Raw genomic sequence first — 15,271 nt, forward strand, 5'->3', positions numbered from 1 at the left:
AACGGGTGCGAGTGATAGTTCAATCACGGAAACAGCTGTTTCGCGCTGCCCATCCGGGCGCTGGAACTAGCATTGACTGGTGCAGCCGCAGATCATTGTCCGTCCAGCAGTCCCCGCCGATTACGAGGCAATAGCCCGGATCACCCGCGATTCCTATTTGGCGGCGGGATATTTCGACAACGCCGACCACCCCTATATGAAGCAGATCCAGGACGTGGCCAGGCGGGCGGAACAGGCCACCATCTGGGTGGCCGAACGGGACGGCCGGATTGTGGGGTCCGTGACGCTGGCTGTAGCCGGCGAGCCGTATGCGGACATTGCCCTGGGCGACGAACTCGAATTCCGCATGCTCGTGGTGGACCCTGCCGTGCAGCGCAGCGGCGCCGGGCTGGCGCTGGTGGAGGCGATCATCGCGCACGCCAGGTCGCTGGACGGCATCAGCGCCGTGGCCCTGACCACCGGCGGGACATGGGAGAGCGCCCACGGCCTGTACCGGAAGACCGGCTTCCGGCGGGTCCCCGAGCGTGACTGGTTCGTGCCGGACACCGACATAAAGCTGCTGGTTTTCCGGCTGGACGTCTAGCCGACCTAGAGTGGTGCCGACTCATTCCCCCGGCCCATTCCCCGGCTGCCAAGCGCCGGCCGGCGTGCGGCCCCAGTGAAAGGCGCACCATGCGCAAGACATTCGGCACCGGTTCCGTCTGGGAACAGACCCTTGGGTATTCCCGCGCAGTCCAGGTGGACAACACCCTGTACATTTCCGCCACCGCCGCCAGCGGTGAGGACGGCATCGTCGGCAACGACTTCTACGAACAGACCAAGTACATCCTCGAGAAGCTGGAAACCGTCCTGGCCGACGCCGGCTTCGCTTTCGCCGACGTCGTGCAGTCCAAGCTATACCTGACGGACATCACCAAGTGGGAGGACGCCGGCCGCGCCCACGGCGAGGTGTTCGGGGAGATCCGCCCCACGCTGTCACTCGTGCACGTGCTGCCGTTCCTGGACCCCAAGATGCTTGTGGAGATCGAACTCGTCGCCCAGAAGAGCGCCAGCTCTTAGGAGGCCGGGAGGCCGTAGCGGTGTTCGGGCCGGCCCGTGGTTCCGTAGCGGAGCTGGATCTCGACGGCGCCGTCGTCCGCCAGCGAGGACAGGTACCGCTGCGCGGTGGCGCGCGAGACGCCCACCCGCGCGGCGACGTCGTTCGCTGAGTACTGCTCGCCGGGCAGAAGGGATTCCAGCACCGCCGCTTCCGTGGCGGAACGCGGCCTGGCCGACGGCGAGACGTCGCCGGGGATGAGGGCCCGTTTGGCGCGCTCCACGGTGTCCTGGTCCAGCGACCCCGGCTGGGCCAGGATCCGCCGGTACCTGGCATAGGACCGCAGCTGCTGGGACAGGGATTCCGCGGTGAACGGCTTCAGCAAGTACCCCAGGGCGCCGCGTCGGAACGCCGTCCGCAGCGAGGCGGCGTCGGAGGCCGCGCTCAGGATCATGGTGTCCACGTCCAGCTGGTGCAGCAGGTCCAGGCCGGAGGCGTCCGGCAGATATACATCCAGCAGGACCAGGTCCGGCCGAAGGCTATGGATGGACTGCAGGGCGAGCGACGCCGAACCCGCCGGCGGCAGGGCCAGGAACCCCGCCACCGAGTCGACGTAGGCGGCGTGGAGTTTGGCCACGTGGAAATCGTCGTCCACAATCAGCACCCTGAAATCCTCAGACATCATCGTCCCATCCTCGTTGTCGCTCAGTCTTTCCGCGCCGTGGTGGTGCCCGGCAGCATGGCCATGAAAACGGCGCCCGGCCCGCCCGCGCTGCCGGGCTCCAGCACCCTGACGTCGCCGCCGCGGCGCCGCGCGAGCTGCCGCGCGAGGGCCAGCCCCAAGCCGTGGCCCCCTGCCGAGCGGGCGGGTCCGCCCGCCGAGCGGACCGGGCCGGCCGCCGTCGTGAATCCTTCGGCGAACACGGACTCCAGGTCAGCGGCGTCAGGCAGCCCGTCGCCGGAATCGGCGACGACGATATGCAGCGTCCCGCCGTCGTCCGTCGGTTCGTCGAGCAGTTCCAGCTCCACCCAGCGTTCGCCGCCCGAGCCGGCCACCGCCGCGTTGACGGCGTTGTCGATCAGGTTTCCGAGGACCGTGGTGACGTCCTGCGGATCGGTCACCTGGCCCCGCACCAGGGTCTCGGGACCGATGCGCAGGGTGACGCCGCGTTCGTCGGCCTCCACCCCCTTGGCCCCGATGAACGCCTGGAGATACGGGTCCTGGAGCAGTTCGGCCTGGTCCACCGGGAACTTCAGCGGCCCGGTGGCGGCGAGCCGCGCCAGGTAATCCCGCGCCTGCTGGTGCTGGCCGATGCTCATGAACCCCGCAATCGTGTGCAGCTGGTTGGCGAACTCGTGCCGCTGCGCCCGCAGGGCCGTGGACATGGTGCCGACGGCGTCGAGCTGGCGCGTCAGCTGCTGCAGCTCGGTGCGGTCGCGCAGCATGACCACCCAGCCAAGGTCCTCCTGCCGGTGCAGTGCCTTACGGGCGCTCGCCACCAAGACCTGGCCGCCGGCGATCAGCTCCACTGCTTCGCCTTCCCTGGCGTCAGGCTGCGTGAGCGCCTTGAGCTGGGGCGGGACCGGCGCGGCACGCCAGAGGCTTCCGGACAGGTCGGGCTGGCCCAGGAGCCGCTGGGCCGCGGCGTTGAAGACGCTGATGCGGCCTTCCGCGGAGATGCCCACCACGCCCTCATCCACGCCCTCGAGCACGGCCACCTGGTCGTGGACCAGGGTGCTGATTTCCTCGGGTTCCAGGCCCAGGGTGAGGCGCTGCAGCCTGCGCCGGAGCAGGAACGAGGCCAGGACGCCCGCCAGGAGTGAGCCGGCCGCCGTCAGCACGATGGGCCCGATGTCCCGGCCCAGGCTCTGGCCGATGGACTCGGTGGAATAGCCGACGCTCACCTCGCCCACCACGGCGGGGGACGCCCCGCCGGAACCGGAGCCGGCGCCGGTGCCGGGCGCGAAGACCGGCACCTTTGCCCCGGCCGACGGCCCCAGCGTTCCCGTGTTGCGGGTGGTGACTTCGCGGCCGGCCAGCGCCTCGGACGGATCCGTGCTGACCCGCTCGCCCAGCCGCTCGGCGTCGGGATGGGCCAGCCGGAGTCCCGTTTCGTCGGTGATCACCACGAAGAGGGCGCCGGTGCGCGTGCGTGCCCCCTCGGCGGCCGCCATCAGCGGGCCGGCCAGCAGTTCGGCCCGCGGGGGAGTGCCGGGCTGCCGGCTGATGGCCTGCACCTCGGCCCGCACGGACGGGTCCGAAGCCACCGTCCGGGCGAGCGTCAGCGCCTGGTTTTCGGCCTCCCGGCCCAGTCGTTCATACGTGAGCCACGCGTGCACGGCGCCGCTCAGCAGCACCACGAGCAGCACCACGCCGAGCTGCAGCAGCAGCGTCTGCGTGGAGAACCTGAGCGGCAGCCTGCGGGCGGGGCTCGTCATGGGACTCCTTGGGCGGACATGGGCGGGGCTGTGTGCAGACCGCCGGCGGGGCGTGAGCAGAATGCGCAAAATGCTCCCAATAAGCAGTATGCCAATCAATTGAGCCAAAGGCACTGCCGTGACCCGCGCCACTCTAACGTCTGTAGTGCGCATCACATCGAGGTGGTGCCACTCATCAAGAAGGAGCCGGCTGTGCTGGTATTACTTGGATTCGCCATGATCGCGGTATTCATGGTGCTGATCATGACGAAGAAGTTGACGCCAGTGCTGGCGCTGATCATTGTCCCCACCGTTTTCGGTCTTTTCGCAGGCGCAGGCCTCGGCATCGGGGACATGGTGATGGACTCGATGAAGTCCATGACCTCCACCGCTGCGCTGCTGATGTTCGCCATCATCTACTTCGGCCTGATGATCGACGTCGGGCTGTTCGACCCGCTGGTCCGGTTCATCCTGCGCAAGCTCGGCAATGATCCCGCGAAGGTGGTCCTCGGCACCGCAATCCTGGCGGCCGCCGTATCCCTGGACGGCGACGGCTCCACCACCTTCATCCTCACCACGGCGGCCATGCTGCCAATCTACCTCCGGCTGAAGATGAGCCCCGTGGTCCTCACCTGCGTGGCCGGCCTGGCCAACGGCACCATGAACATCCTGCCGTGGGGCGGCCCCACCGCCCGCGCCGCCACCGCCCTCAAACTCGACGTCAACGACGTCTTCGTTCCCATGATCCCGTCGCTGATTGCCGGCCTGGTTGTCGTCCTCGTGTTCTCCTGGCTGCTCGGCCTCCAGGAACGCAACCGCCTCCGCGCCACGGCGCCGGAAATCTGGTCCGTGCCGGACACCGCCGAAGCGTTCGACGGCGGAACCCCCGCCGGCGGTTCGGGAACCGGCCCTGGCCGCAAGGGCACCGGAACCGCACCTGTTCCCGCAACGGGAGGCCCCGCCGTCGGCGGCTCCTCCGTGGCCGTCCTGGAACGCACCGAGACACTCGCGGACGGCGACGCCGGCCTGACGGACACCGCACTGGACCCCAACCGCAAGACGCTCCGGCCCAAACTGCAGTGGTTCAACCTGGGCCTCACCGTCGCCGTGATGGTCATGCTGGTGGCCGACCTCGTGCCCCTGCCGTTCGTCTTCATGGTGGGCTCCGCCATCGCCCTGCTGGTGAACTTCCCCAAGGTCAAGGACCAGGGCGCCCAGCTCGTGGCCCACGCACCGTCCATCGTTGCCGTGGTCAGCATGGTCATGGCCGCCGCCGTCCTGACCGGCGTGCTCAAGGGCACCGGCATGGTCGAGGCCATGTCAGCCTGGCTCGTGGCCATCATCCCCTCCGACATGGGCCCGTTCATGGCCGTCATCACCGGCGTCCTCAGCATCCCGATGACGTTCTTCATGAGCAACGACGCCTTCTACTTCGGCGTACTGCCCGTCCTGAGCGAGACCGCCGCACACTACGGAGTCAGCGCAGCCGAAATGGCCCGGGCCTCCATCACAGGCCAGCCGTTCCACCTGCAGAGCCCGCTGGTTCCGGCCATCCTGCTGCTCGTTTCGCTCGCCAAGGTGGACCTCGGCGACCACCACAAGAAGGTGCTGTGGCGGACCGCCGTCATCTCCCTCGTGATGCTCGGCGTAGGAATGCTGACCGGAGCCATCGGCATCGGCTAGCCAGCCAACCACCCGCACCAAGCAACGCGGGGTCACTTACGGCCCATTCCGGAGCTCCGGATGGGCCGTAAGTGACCCCGCGTTGTTCGTCGTCCAACCCACGTAGACTGGTTCGGAAAACAATCCGAACTTGCAGGGGAGATCCATGGCTGCGATCAACCGTGACGACGTCGCGCATCTCGCGCGGCTCGCTCACATTGAGATGAGTGCTGAAGAGCTGGACAGGATGGCCGGCGAGCTTGCCGTCATCGTGGATGCGGTGAAATCCGTAAGTGAAGCCGCAGGTGACGATGTCCCTGCCACCTCGCACCCGATTCCGCTCAGCAACGTGTTCCGCGAAGACGTGGTGGGCCACACCTTCACCGCCGAGCAGGCACTGTCCGGTGCCCCGGATTCCGATGAGAACCGTTTCAAGGTCCCGGCCATCCTGGATGAGGCATAAGACACAATGACTGACACCAACAGCAACCAGCTCATCCGCCTCTCCGCAGCCCAGCTGGCCGAGAAGCTCGCCGCCCGCGAAATCACCTCCGTCGAGGTTGTCCAGGCGCACCTGGACCGCATCGCCGCAGTGGACGGCGGGGACCGCGGCGTGCACGCGTTCCTGCACGTCAACGCGGAAGAAGCGCTCGCCGTCGCCGCTGAGGTAGACGCCATCCGCGCCGCCGGCGGACCTGCCGCCGAGGAGCTGCACGAGCTCGCCGGCGTGCCGATCGCCGTCAAGGACCTCATCGTCACGGTCGGCCAGCCCACCACCGCCGGGTCCAAGATCCTCGAGGGCTGGCACAGCCCGTACGACGCCACCGTGGTGCAGAGGCTGCGCGCCGCGAAGATGCCCATCCTGGGCAAGACCAACCTGGACGAATTCGCCATGGGCTCCTCCACGGAGCACTCCGCCTACGGCCCCACCCGCAACCCGTGGGACCTGGACCGGATCCCCGGCGGCTCCGGCGGCGGCTCGGCTGCCGCCGTCGCCGCTTTTGAGGCGCCGCTGGCCCTCGGCACGGACACCGGCGGATCCATCCGCCAGCCCGGCGCGGTCACCGGCACCGTGGGCGTCAAGCCCACCTACGGCAGCGTGTCCCGCTACGGCGCCATTGCGATGGCCTCGTCGCTGGACCAGATCGGCCCGGTCTCACGCACCGTGCTGGACTCGGCCCTCCTGCACCAGGTGATCGGCGGCCACGATCCGTTCGATTCCACCTCCCTGCCGGACCCGCTCGGCGACCTCGTGGCCGCGGCACGGCTCGGCAACGTGGACGGCATGAAGATCGGCATCGTCAAGGAACTCCACGGCGAGGGCTACCAGGCCGGCGTGGAGAACCGCTTCAACGAGTCACTCGAGCTGCTCAAGGAAGCCGGCGCGGAAATCGTTGAGGTGTCCTGCCCCAACTTCCAGTACGCCCTGGGCGCCTACTACCTGATCATGCCGTCCGAGGCCTCCTCCAACCTGGCCAAGTTCGACGGCGTCCGGTACGGCCTGCGCGTCCTCCCGGAGGACCCGCCGCTGACCATCGAACGCGTCATGGGCGCCACCCGCGCCGCCGGCTTCGGCGACGAAGTCAAGCGCCGCATCATCCTCGGCACCTATGCGCTGTCCGCGGGCTACTACGACGCCTACTACGGTTCCGCGCAGAAGGTCCGTACCCTGATCCAGCGCGACTTCGACGGCGCCTTCGCCAAGGCCGATGTCCTGATTTCCCCGACGGCCCCCACCACGGCCTTCAAGCTGGGCGAGAAGCTCGACGACCCCCTGGCCATGTACCTCAACGACGTCGCCACCATCCCGGCCAACATGGCCGGCGTTCCCGGCCTGTCGCTGCCGGGCGGCCTGGCCGATGAGGACGGACTGCCCGTGGGCATCCAGCTCCTGGCGCCCGCCCGCGAGGACGCCCGCCTGTACCGCGTGGGCGCCGTCCTGGAATCGCTGCTGGAGGCGAAGTGGGGCGGCCCGCTCCTGGACCGTGCCCCGGAACTGGCCGCCTCACCGGTGGCCAAGCCTGTCGAGACCCTTGTCGACGCCCAGGAGGCAAAATAATGAGCACTGACGCAACCCTGACCTTCGAAGAGGCCATGGAGAAGTACGATCCCGTCCTGGGGTTCGAGGTCCACGTTGAGCTGAACACCAAGACCAAGATGTTCTCCTCCGCGCCGAACGTCTTCGGCGACGAGCCGAACACCAACGTCAACGAGGTGGACCTCGGCATGCCCGGCGTCCTGCCGGTGCTGAACAAGACGGCCGTGGAATCGTCCATCAAGATCGGCCTGGCGCTGAACTGCAAGATCGCAGAGGCCTGCCGCTTCGCCCGGAAGAACTACTTCTACCCGGACACCCCGAAGAACTTCCAGACGTCCCAATACGACGAACCCATCGCGTATGACGGCTACCTGGACATCGAGCTCTCCGACGGCACCGTGTTCCGCGTCGAGATCGAACGCGCGCACATGGAAGAGGATGCCGGCAAGCTGACCCACCTCGGTGGCTCGGCCGGCCGCATCCAGGGCGCCGACTACTCGCTGGTGGACTACAACCGCGCCGGCGTTCCGCTGGTTGAGATCGTCACCAAGCCGATCGAGGGTGCCGGTTCCCGCGCCCCCGAACTGGCGAAGGCGTACGTGGCCGCGGTGCGGGAAATCGTCAAGAACCTCGGCGTGTCCGACGCCAAGATGGAGCGCGGCAACGTCCGCTGCGACGCCAATGTCTCGCTGCGCCCGCACGGCCGCGAACGCTTCGGCATCCGGTCCGAGACGAAGAACGTGAACTCGCTGCGCGCCGTCGAGCACGCCGTCCGTTACGAGATCCAGCGGCACGCCGCCGTCCTGGACTCCGGTGAGCCGGTCATCCAGGAAACGCGCCACTGGCACGAGGACACGCGCACGACGACGTCGGGCCGGGCAAAGTCCGACGCCGACGACTACCGCTACTTCCCGGAGCCCGACCTCGTTCCCGTGGTCGCCTCACGCGAATGGGTGGAGGAGCTGCGCGCCACGCTGCCCGAACCGCCGGCTGCCCGCCGCAAGCGGCTCCAGGCCGACTGGGGCTACTCGGATCTTGAGTTCCGCGACGTCGTCAATGCCGGCGTCATGGACGAGATCGAAGAGACCATCGCCGCCGGTGCCACGGCTTCCGTGGCCCGCAAATGGTGGATGGGCGAGATCGTCGGCCGCGCCAAGAACGCCGACGTCGACCCCGGCCAGCTGGGCGTCTCACCGGCCACCATCGTTGAGTTGAGCAAGATGGTGGAAGACGGCAAGATCAACAACAAGATGGCCACCGAGGTGCTGGACGGCGTGCTCGCCGGCGAAGGCACGCCCGCCGAGATCGTCGAAAAGCGCGGCCTCGCCGTGGTTTCCGACGACGGCCCCCTGCTGGAAGCCATCGACGCTGCGCTGGCCGCACAGCCCGACGTCGCGGACAAGATCCGCGCCGGCAAGTTGCAGGCCATCGGCGCGATCGTCGGCGGTGTCATGAAGGCCACCCGCGGCCAGGCCGACGCCGGCCGCGTCAAGGAGCTGATCCTGGAGAAGCTGGGCGTCAGCGCCTGACGCATGCGTTTTAACCCAACTGGGTCGCAGTTAACGCCGTTCTGAACGCTCAGAACCGCGCGAGCTGCGACCCAGTTGGGTTAACAGCCGCGTTCCATGTTCTCCATAAGGTCCGGGCCCTAAACTGCGGGTTCAGGGCGCCGGAGTCCCGCCGGTGCGGCGGAAGGACATGCCATGCCGGTCAAGGATCCAGGCAAACGACGCAGCACCGCGCTGGCGGTGGCCATCATCTTCGCGCTCAGTGGAGCGGGGGTGGCCGTCGCATGGGCCGCCAGTGAACCCGGAGCACAGGCCCGGGACGCGGCCGCGCAGCTCGCACCGCCGCAGCTGGCACCGCCGCAGGCCGCGGCGACGCCGTCGCCCTCGGGACCGGGCAGTTCCGACAAATCCCAAGGCAAGGTCAAGGCGCGTGAACTTCACGGCGAAAGCGTGGTGAAGAAGGCCGACGGCAGCTTTGAAAAGCGGTTGACGCAAACCGGCACTGTGGAATCCGTGAGCGACAAGGCCATCACGGTCAAGAGCGAGGACGGATTCAGCCAGGAGTATGTGATCAACGCCGGGACGCGGATCGGGAAAGCGCCAAACCCTGCGGCAGCCGCCCCTGCGGACCTCAAGCAGGGGGACACCGTGCGCGTCAGGGGCATCCGGGACGGCCCCTCGGTCACGGCAACGGTGATCGTTGAGGGCGCCGCCAACGGAAAGGGACTCGGCCAGGGTCTGGGCAAGAAACCCGGCCACGGACTGGGCCGGAGTAACGGCCAGGGCAAGGGACTCGGCCAGGGCCAGGGTTAATCGTGGGCGAGGCGGGCCATGATGTCCTGCAGGGCCTCGCAGACCACCCGGACCGATGCGCGTTTGAGGTTTTCCGGCCGGGCCAGGATGTCGATCCGGCGTCGCGTGCTGATGCCCTTCAACGGGCGCAGCACGATGTCCGGGTTCATCACGGGCCGCGCCGTGTGCCGCGGCAGCAGCCCGATCACCCCTCCCGCCGCCACCAGGGCGGCCACCGTGGAGTAGTCGTTGATCCGGTGGACGATATTCAGCTCCCGGCTGGAGACGGCGGCGACGGCGGACAGCACGTCGGCAGGGGAGTAGCCGGTGCGGCTGGTCACCCACGGTTCGCCGACGACGTCGTCCGCTTCCAGCGTTGCCTGGGCCGCCAGCCGGTGGCCGGCCGGAAGCGCGACGTCGAGTGGCTCATGCGCCAGCGGGATCACCGCCACCCGTTCCTCCGGCCAGCGCGGGCTGTGATCCATCCGGTGCGCGATCACTAAGTCGTAGCGGGCCGTCAGCGCGGGGAAGTCCTGCTGCGCCACGTCCTCGTCGGACAGCAGCACCTTCGGCTTGTCCGGCCCGTCCAGCAGCCGCGCCAGCGGCGCGAAGAGCGCCTGCCCGGCACTGTGGAACCCGCTCACGGTCACGGGCGCCACGGTCGAGCCGTGGTAGGCGCCGATGGCCATGCGGGCCTCCGCCATGGCACTGACCACGGCGGCACCGGCGTCCGCAAGCACCTGGCCGGCCTCCGTGAGCACCAGGTTCCGGCCCTCCTTGCGCGTCAGCGGAACCTCGACGCTCTTCTGCAGCTGGGCCAGCTGCTGTGACACGGCGGACGGCGTGACGAGCAGGGTTTCGGCCACGGCCTTGACGCTTCCGAGCGCGCCGAGTTCGCGCAGCATCTCAAGCTGGTGGATTTCCATGGCCACCATCTTATGCCTTAGCAATTGCTAAATCGTCGATTGAGAAAATTCCCCTTGTGCTAATGCGTTGGAGTGGCTCTAATGAAGGGAGATTCCCCCGCATGATGCTGCCAAATGATGCTGCCGCTCATGCCGAAAAGTTAGGAAGCCAATGAAGGCCCTCTACAAGGCCGGCGCGCACGCCGGGTTCGAACTCGTTGACCGTCCCGAGCCCGAGGCGGGCCCCGGGGACGTCAAGATCCGCGTGATGACCACGGGCATCTGCGGCACGGACCTGCACATCCAGTCGTGGGATGCCTGGGCCCAGGGGATCATCCAGGCACCGCTGATCGCCGGCCACGAGTTCTATGGCGAGGTTGTGGAGACCGGCGAAGACGTCCGGGACGTCAAGGTGGGGGACCGCGTCTCGGGCGAGGGACACATCGTCTGCGGCATCTGCCGCAACTGCCGCGCCGGCCGCCGGCAGATGTGCATCCACACTGTGAGCGTTGGCGTGCAGCGGGACGGGGCGTTCGCCGAGTACGTGGTCATCCCGGAAACGAACGTCTGGGTGCACCAGGATCCCTCGGTCACCCCGGAGCTCGGCGCCATCTTCGATCCTTTCGGCAACGCCGTGCACACCGCGCTGAGCTTCCCGCTCGTGGGCGAGGACGTGCTGATCACCGGGGCCGGCCCGATCGGGCTCATGGCCATCGCCGTTGCCCGCCACGCCGGCGCACGCAAGATCGCCATCACCGACGTCTCGGCCCCCCGTCTGGAGCTGGCCCGCCAGCTCAGCGTGGACCTGGCCATCGACGTGTCCAAGACACGGGTCCGGGAAGCGCAGCGGGAACTGGGCCTCCGCGAGGGCTTCGACATCGGCCTGGAGATGTCCGGGCACCCCACGGCACTGCCGGAAATGATCGACAACATGAACCACGGGGGCCGGATCGCCATGCTGGGCCTGCCCAGCCAGTCCATCGAGATCGACTGGGGCAAGGTGGTCACGCACATGCTGACCCTGAAGGGCATCTACGGCCGCGAAATGTTCGAGACCTGGTACGCCATGAGCGCCATGCTGTCCTCCAACCCCGTCCTGCGCGCCAGCATCTCCGCCGTCGTGACGGACGTGCTGCCGGCCTCCCAGTGGGAGAAGGGCTTCGAAATCGCCCGCGCCGGAGTCGGCGGCAAGGTTGTGCTCGACTGGTCTGGATTCTAGCCAGCGCCTGCCCGAAAACAGCACCTGACCCCCAGCCTCAAGAACCCTACCCTTTCCCAGCCGAGGAGCCCCCATGTATTCAGCCACCAAGGACCAGCTGCGCAGCGAACTGGACGAGATCCGCGCCGCAGGCCTCTACAAGACCGAGCGCCACATCGACTCGCCGCAGGCAAGCCACATCACAGCGGGCCAGATCGGGCAGTCCGGCCAGCCCGTCCTGAACTTCTGCGCCAACAACTACCTGGGCCTCGCCGACCACCCGGACATCATCGCCGCGGCCAAGTCCGCCATGGATGAGCGCGGCTTCGGCATGGCCAGCGTCCGCTTCATCTGCGGCACCCAGGACCTGCACCTGGAGCTCGAAGCCCGCGTGTCGAAGTTCCTCGGCACCGAGGACACCATCCTGTTCTCCAGCTGCTTCGATGCCAACGGCGGCGTGTTCGAGTCCCTCTTCGGCCCGGAGGACGCTGTGATCTCCGATGCGCTGAACCACGCCTCGATCATCGACGGCATCCGGCTCTGCAAGGCCCAGCGGTTCCGCTATGCCAACCAGGACATGGCCGACCTCGAGGCCAAACTCGTCGAGGCAAAGGATGCCCGGCGCAAGATCATCGTCACGGACGGCGTCTTCTCCATGGACGGCTACCTCGCGCCGCTGGAGGCCATCTGCGACCTCGCCGACAAGCACGATGCCCTGGTGATGGTGGACGACTCGCACGCCGTGGGCTTCATGGGCGCCACCGGGGCCGGAACCCCGGAACACGCCGGCGTGTCCTCCCGCGTGGACATCTACACCGGAACGTTCGGCAAGGCCCTTGGCGGGGCGTCCGGCGGCTACGTTTCGGGCCGCAGCGAGGTGGTGGCCATGCTCCGCCAGAAGGCCCGCCCCTACCTCTTCTCCAACTCCCTCGCGCCTGCCATCGTGGCCGCGACCATCAAGGCCCTGGACCTCGTGGAGACCTCCGCAGAGCTGCGCGCGCGGTTGTTCCAGAACGCCGAACTGTTCCGCCGCCGGATGACCGAGGAAGGCTTCGAACTGCTCGACGGCGAACACGCGATCGTTCCGGTGATGTTTGGTGACGCCGTGATGGCCGCGAAGATCGCCGACCAGATGCTTCAGCACGGGGTCTTCGTCACGGCCTTCAGCTTCCCGGTGGTGCCGCGCGGTGCTGCCCGCATCCGCGTCCAGCTGTCCGCCGCGCACAGCGCCGACGACGTCGAAACGTGCGTCCAGGCGTTCGTCAAGAGCCGGAACGCGGTGGCCGGCTAGCCCTCGCCGCCACCGTACATCTGCAAGGATGGAGCCATGGCAGCAACTTACGACGTGGTGATTGTCGGCGGCGGGATCGCGGGCCTGTCCCTGGCTTCCGCGCTGGCCGGGCGGTGCAGCGTGGCGCTGGTGGAGGCGGAACAGCAGCTGGCGTACCACACCTCCGGACGCTCGGCCCGGCAGCTCATCCCCAGCTTTGGCCCGTCGGTGGTCCAGGAGCTCACCGTCCGCACGCTGGAACTGATGGCGGCGAGGGATGCCGTGCTTCCGGAACCCGTCCTGACGCCGCGGAGCTTCATGCTGATCGGCGACGAGGAAACCGTGCGGGCGGAAGCCAGCGGCCACATGCGGACCATCAGCCATGCGGAGGCCCTCGCGCAGTGCCCGGTCCTGGCACCGGAATCATTCACCGCTGCCGGCCTGGACACGGGTTCCTTCGGCTGCAACGCACCGGTCCTCCTCGAAGACCACCGGGCGCGGGCCGAGGCCGCCGGCGTGGACATCATCACCGGTGCCCGGGTCCATTCGGCGCAGCGGCTCGGAACGGGATGGCAGCTGGGCGCCGGTCAGGAAGCCTTTCAGGCCGGCGTCGTAGTCAACGCCGCCGGCGCCTGGGCGGACGACCTGGCAGTCATCAGCGGCGTCGAGAAGCTCGGGCTGCAGCCGTACCGGCGCACGGCGGCCATAGTCGCCGTCGAACATTCCCTTCCTGACGCGTGCCCCATGGTGGCCGCTGCTGACGACTCCTTCTACTTCCGCAGGGAAGGGGCCGACGTGCTGATTTCCCCGTCCGAACACGTGCCCAGCGGGGCCGGGGATGCGCGCCCGTTCCCCGGCGACGTGGAGCGGCTGATCACCCGGCTGAACACGGTGACTTCGCTCGGCATCGGCGCGGTCCGCACGGCCTGGACCGGCCTGCGCACCGAGGCCGCCGACGGCGTCCCGGTGGTGGGGTTCGACGCCGAGGCCCCCGGATTCTTCTGGCTCGCCGGCCAGGGCGGCTACGGATTCCAGACGTCGTCCGGGATCGCCGAGCTCGCTGCCGCCCAGATCCTCTCCGGGTCACAATATCCACCGGCTGAGGGCACCAGTCCGGAATCCCGGACAACGGACGCGCTTGCCGCAACGCGCTGGTCCATCCGGCGCTGAAGAATGGGTTCATGACTACCCTCATCACCAACCTCGGCGAGCTCATGACACAGGACCAGGAGCACCGGGTCCTCCGGGATGCCGCGGTGGTGGTCGAGGGCGAACGGATCGCCTGGATCGGGGCGGCGTCCGGTGCCCCTGCCGCGGACGAGTCGGTGGACGCCGGCGGCCGGGCTCTGCTGCCCGGCTGGGTCGATTCGCACACCCACCTGATTTTTGCGGGTGACCGGACAGCGGAGTTTGAAGCCCGGATGGCAGGGCAGACCTACAGCGCCGGCGGCATCGCCGTCACTACCGGAGCCACCCGGAGCACCGGAGATTACGACCTCACCCGGCTCGCGATGGGCCGCGTGGCGGAGGCGGCCTCACAGGGAACCACCTACGTGGAGACCAAGACGGGGTACGGCCTGGACGTGGAGCAGGAGGCCAGGAGTGCCCGGATCGCCGCGGGCGTGGCCGACGAAGTGACCTATCTGGGCGCGCACCTGGTCCCCGCGGGAATGGACGCCGACGACTACACCGCCCTCGTCTGCGGCGCGATGCTGGATGCCGTGCGCCCTTTCGTGGCGTGGGCCGACGTGTTCTGTGAGCGCGGCGCCTTTTCCGAGGAGCAGTCCCGCCGGGTGCTGCAGGCCTGCCGCGATGCCGGGCTGGGACTGCGCGTCCACGGCAACCAGCTGGGCCACGGATCCGGTGTGCAGCTCGCCGTCGAGTTCGGCGCCGCGAGCGTGGACCACGTGAATTACCTGTCCGGGCAGGACATCGACGCGTTGGCTGCGAGCTGGTCCGGCTGGGATCCCGCCGCCGGCGCGGGGCGGCGGGGAACCGTGGCCACGTGCCTGCCCGCGTGCGACCTTTCCACCCGCCAGCCGCTGGCCCCGGCACGCCAGCTCCTGGACGCCGGCGTGCCCGTCGCGCTCGCCTCCAACTGCAACCCCGGGACGTCCTACACCAGCTCCATGGCGTTCTGCGTCACCACCGCCGTGCTGCAGATGCACCTGAGCGTCCACGAGGCCGTCCGCGCGGCGACGTACGGCGGCGCCCTGGCGCTCGGCCGTGAGTCCGGGAACGACGTCGACGGCGAACGAGCGGTGGGGTCGATCGCCATCGGGCACCGCGCGGACCTGCACCTGCTGAACGCGCCGTCGGCCACCCACCTGGCCTACCGTCCGGGCATGCCGCTGACACATGCCGTGTGGCGTGCCGGAGTGCGGGTACGGTAGGAACCCGGGCGAGGCGAAAGCCGGCCCGCGGATGACGGAAGATGATCGTTT

The 15,271-nt window shown here is 68.4% G+C and carries 14 protein-coding genes; 11 read left to right on the top strand and 3 right to left on the bottom strand.

All coding sequences use genetic code 11. The annotated features are described in order from the left end of the window. Positions 1–79 precede the first annotated feature (79 nt). A complete protein-coding gene (locus tag ABFP37_RS01000; protein ID WP_185982305.1) occupies positions 80–583 on the top strand; it encodes a GNAT family N-acetyltransferase in 504 nt (167 codons plus the stop codon). An 89-nt stretch (positions 584–672) separates the two neighbouring features. Continuing rightward, complete coding sequence (locus ABFP37_RS01005) at positions 673–1,059, top strand: RidA family protein (RefSeq protein ID WP_078030025.1); 387 nt, start codon at positions 673–675, stop codon at positions 1,057–1,059. On the opposite strand, the gene ABFP37_RS01010 is transcribed toward ABFP37_RS01005, so the two are convergent. Continuing rightward, positions 1,056–1,721, bottom strand: a complete 666-nt coding sequence (locus tag ABFP37_RS01010; RefSeq protein WP_347032472.1) for a response regulator — start codon at positions 1,719–1,721, stop codon at positions 1,056–1,058. The two genes, ABFP37_RS01005 and ABFP37_RS01010, sit on opposite strands and share 4 nt — an antisense overlap. Positions 1,722–1,741: 20 nt before the next feature. After that, a complete protein-coding gene (locus ABFP37_RS01015) occupies positions 1,742–3,475 on the bottom strand; it encodes a sensor histidine kinase (RefSeq protein WP_078030024.1) in 1,734 nt (577 codons plus the stop codon). A gap of 18 nt (positions 3,476–3,493) precedes the next feature. On the opposite strand from ABFP37_RS01015, the gene ABFP37_RS01020 reads away from it, so the two are divergent. The 5 genes from ABFP37_RS01020 to ABFP37_RS01040 all read left to right on the top strand — a co-directional run bounded on the left by ABFP37_RS01020 (position 3,494) and on the right by ABFP37_RS01040 (position 9,475). After that, a complete protein-coding gene (locus ABFP37_RS01020) occupies positions 3,494–5,137 on the top strand; it encodes a CitMHS family transporter (RefSeq protein WP_347032473.1) in 1,644 nt (547 codons plus the stop codon). Between the two features lie 145 nt (positions 5,138–5,282). Further along, entirely contained in the window at positions 5,283–5,579 is a 297-nt protein-coding gene (gatC, locus tag ABFP37_RS01025; protein WP_056629433.1) for an Asp-tRNA(Asn)/Glu-tRNA(Gln) amidotransferase subunit GatC, read from the top strand. A gap of 6 nt (positions 5,580–5,585) precedes the next feature. Next, positions 5,586–7,175, top strand: a complete 1,590-nt coding sequence (gatA, locus tag ABFP37_RS01030; protein WP_347032474.1) for an Asp-tRNA(Asn)/Glu-tRNA(Gln) amidotransferase subunit GatA — start codon at positions 5,586–5,588, stop codon at positions 7,173–7,175. Then, a complete protein-coding gene (gene gatB, locus ABFP37_RS01035; RefSeq protein ID WP_078030021.1) occupies positions 7,175–8,683 on the top strand; it encodes an Asp-tRNA(Asn)/Glu-tRNA(Gln) amidotransferase subunit GatB in 1,509 nt (502 codons plus the stop codon). Before gatA ends, gatB begins: the two co-directional genes overlap by 1 nt. Positions 8,684–8,857: 174 nt before the next feature. Next, entirely contained in the window at positions 8,858–9,475 is a 618-nt protein-coding gene (locus ABFP37_RS01040; protein WP_347032475.1) for a DUF5666 domain-containing protein, read from the top strand. On the opposite strand, the gene ABFP37_RS01045 is transcribed toward ABFP37_RS01040, so the two are convergent. Continuing rightward, entirely contained in the window at positions 9,472–10,380 is a 909-nt protein-coding gene (locus ABFP37_RS01045; protein WP_347032476.1) for a LysR family transcriptional regulator, read from the bottom strand. The two genes, ABFP37_RS01040 and ABFP37_RS01045, sit on opposite strands and share 4 nt — an antisense overlap. Before the next feature lie 151 nt (positions 10,381–10,531). Between ABFP37_RS01045 and tdh the strand changes: the two genes are divergently transcribed. The 4 genes from tdh (at position 10,532) to hutI (ending at position 15,220) form a co-directional block, all read left to right on the top strand. Then, on the top strand, positions 10,532–11,578 hold the full coding sequence (gene tdh, locus ABFP37_RS01050) for an L-threonine 3-dehydrogenase (RefSeq protein WP_347032477.1): 1,047 nt from the start codon (positions 10,532–10,534) through the stop codon (positions 11,576–11,578). Positions 11,579–11,651: 73 nt separating this feature from the next. Further along, a complete protein-coding gene (locus ABFP37_RS01055; protein ID WP_347032478.1) occupies positions 11,652–12,848 on the top strand; it encodes a glycine C-acetyltransferase in 1,197 nt (398 codons plus the stop codon). Between the two features lie 36 nt (positions 12,849–12,884). Then, positions 12,885–13,997, top strand: coding sequence for an FAD-dependent oxidoreductase (locus ABFP37_RS01060; protein ID WP_347032479.1), 1,113 nt, complete (start codon positions 12,885–12,887; stop codon positions 13,995–13,997). A gap of 11 nt (positions 13,998–14,008) precedes the next feature. After that, the gene (gene hutI, locus ABFP37_RS01065) at positions 14,009–15,220 is read left to right on the top strand and encodes an imidazolonepropionase (RefSeq protein ID WP_347032480.1); all 1,212 of its coding nucleotides are present in this window, start codon (positions 14,009–14,011) and stop codon (positions 15,218–15,220) included. Positions 15,221–15,271 lie beyond the last annotated feature (51 nt).

It is taken from the genome of Burkholderia sp. RS01 (genome assembly GCF_039748055.1).
Classification (GTDB): domain Bacteria; phylum Actinomycetota; class Actinomycetes; order Actinomycetales; family Micrococcaceae; genus Arthrobacter.

Excerpts from the sequence above, each read along its gene's own strand:
- ABFP37_RS01005 (WP_078030025.1), top strand. The coding sequence starts at position 673 with ATGCGCAAGACATTCGGCACCGGTTCCGTCTGGGAACAGACCCTTGGG.
- ABFP37_RS01010 (WP_347032472.1), bottom strand. The coding sequence starts at position 1,721 with ATGATGTCTGAGGATTTCAGGGTGCTGATTGTGGACGACGATTTCCAC.
- ABFP37_RS01015 (WP_078030024.1), bottom strand. The coding sequence starts at position 3,475 with ATGACGAGCCCCGCCCGCAGGCTGCCGCTCAGGTTCTCCACGCAGACG.
- ABFP37_RS01020 (WP_347032473.1), top strand. The coding sequence starts at position 3,494 with ATGGGCGGGGCTGTGTGCAGACCGCCGGCGGGGCGTGAGCAGAATGCG.
- gatC (WP_056629433.1), top strand. The coding sequence starts at position 5,283 with ATGGCTGCGATCAACCGTGACGACGTCGCGCATCTCGCGCGGCTCGCT.
- gatA (WP_347032474.1), top strand. The coding sequence starts at position 5,586 with ATGACTGACACCAACAGCAACCAGCTCATCCGCCTCTCCGCAGCCCAG.
- gatB (WP_078030021.1), top strand. The coding sequence starts at position 7,175 with ATGAGCACTGACGCAACCCTGACCTTCGAAGAGGCCATGGAGAAGTAC.
- ABFP37_RS01040 (WP_347032475.1), top strand. The coding sequence starts at position 8,858 with ATGCCGGTCAAGGATCCAGGCAAACGACGCAGCACCGCGCTGGCGGTG.
- ABFP37_RS01045 (WP_347032476.1), bottom strand. The coding sequence starts at position 10,380 with ATGGAAATCCACCAGCTTGAGATGCTGCGCGAACTCGGCGCGCTCGGA.
- tdh (WP_347032477.1), top strand. The coding sequence starts at position 10,532 with ATGAAGGCCCTCTACAAGGCCGGCGCGCACGCCGGGTTCGAACTCGTT.
- ABFP37_RS01055 (WP_347032478.1), top strand. The coding sequence starts at position 11,652 with ATGTATTCAGCCACCAAGGACCAGCTGCGCAGCGAACTGGACGAGATC.
- ABFP37_RS01060 (WP_347032479.1), top strand. The coding sequence starts at position 12,885 with ATGGCAGCAACTTACGACGTGGTGATTGTCGGCGGCGGGATCGCGGGC.
- hutI (WP_347032480.1), top strand. The coding sequence starts at position 14,009 with ATGACTACCCTCATCACCAACCTCGGCGAGCTCATGACACAGGACCAG.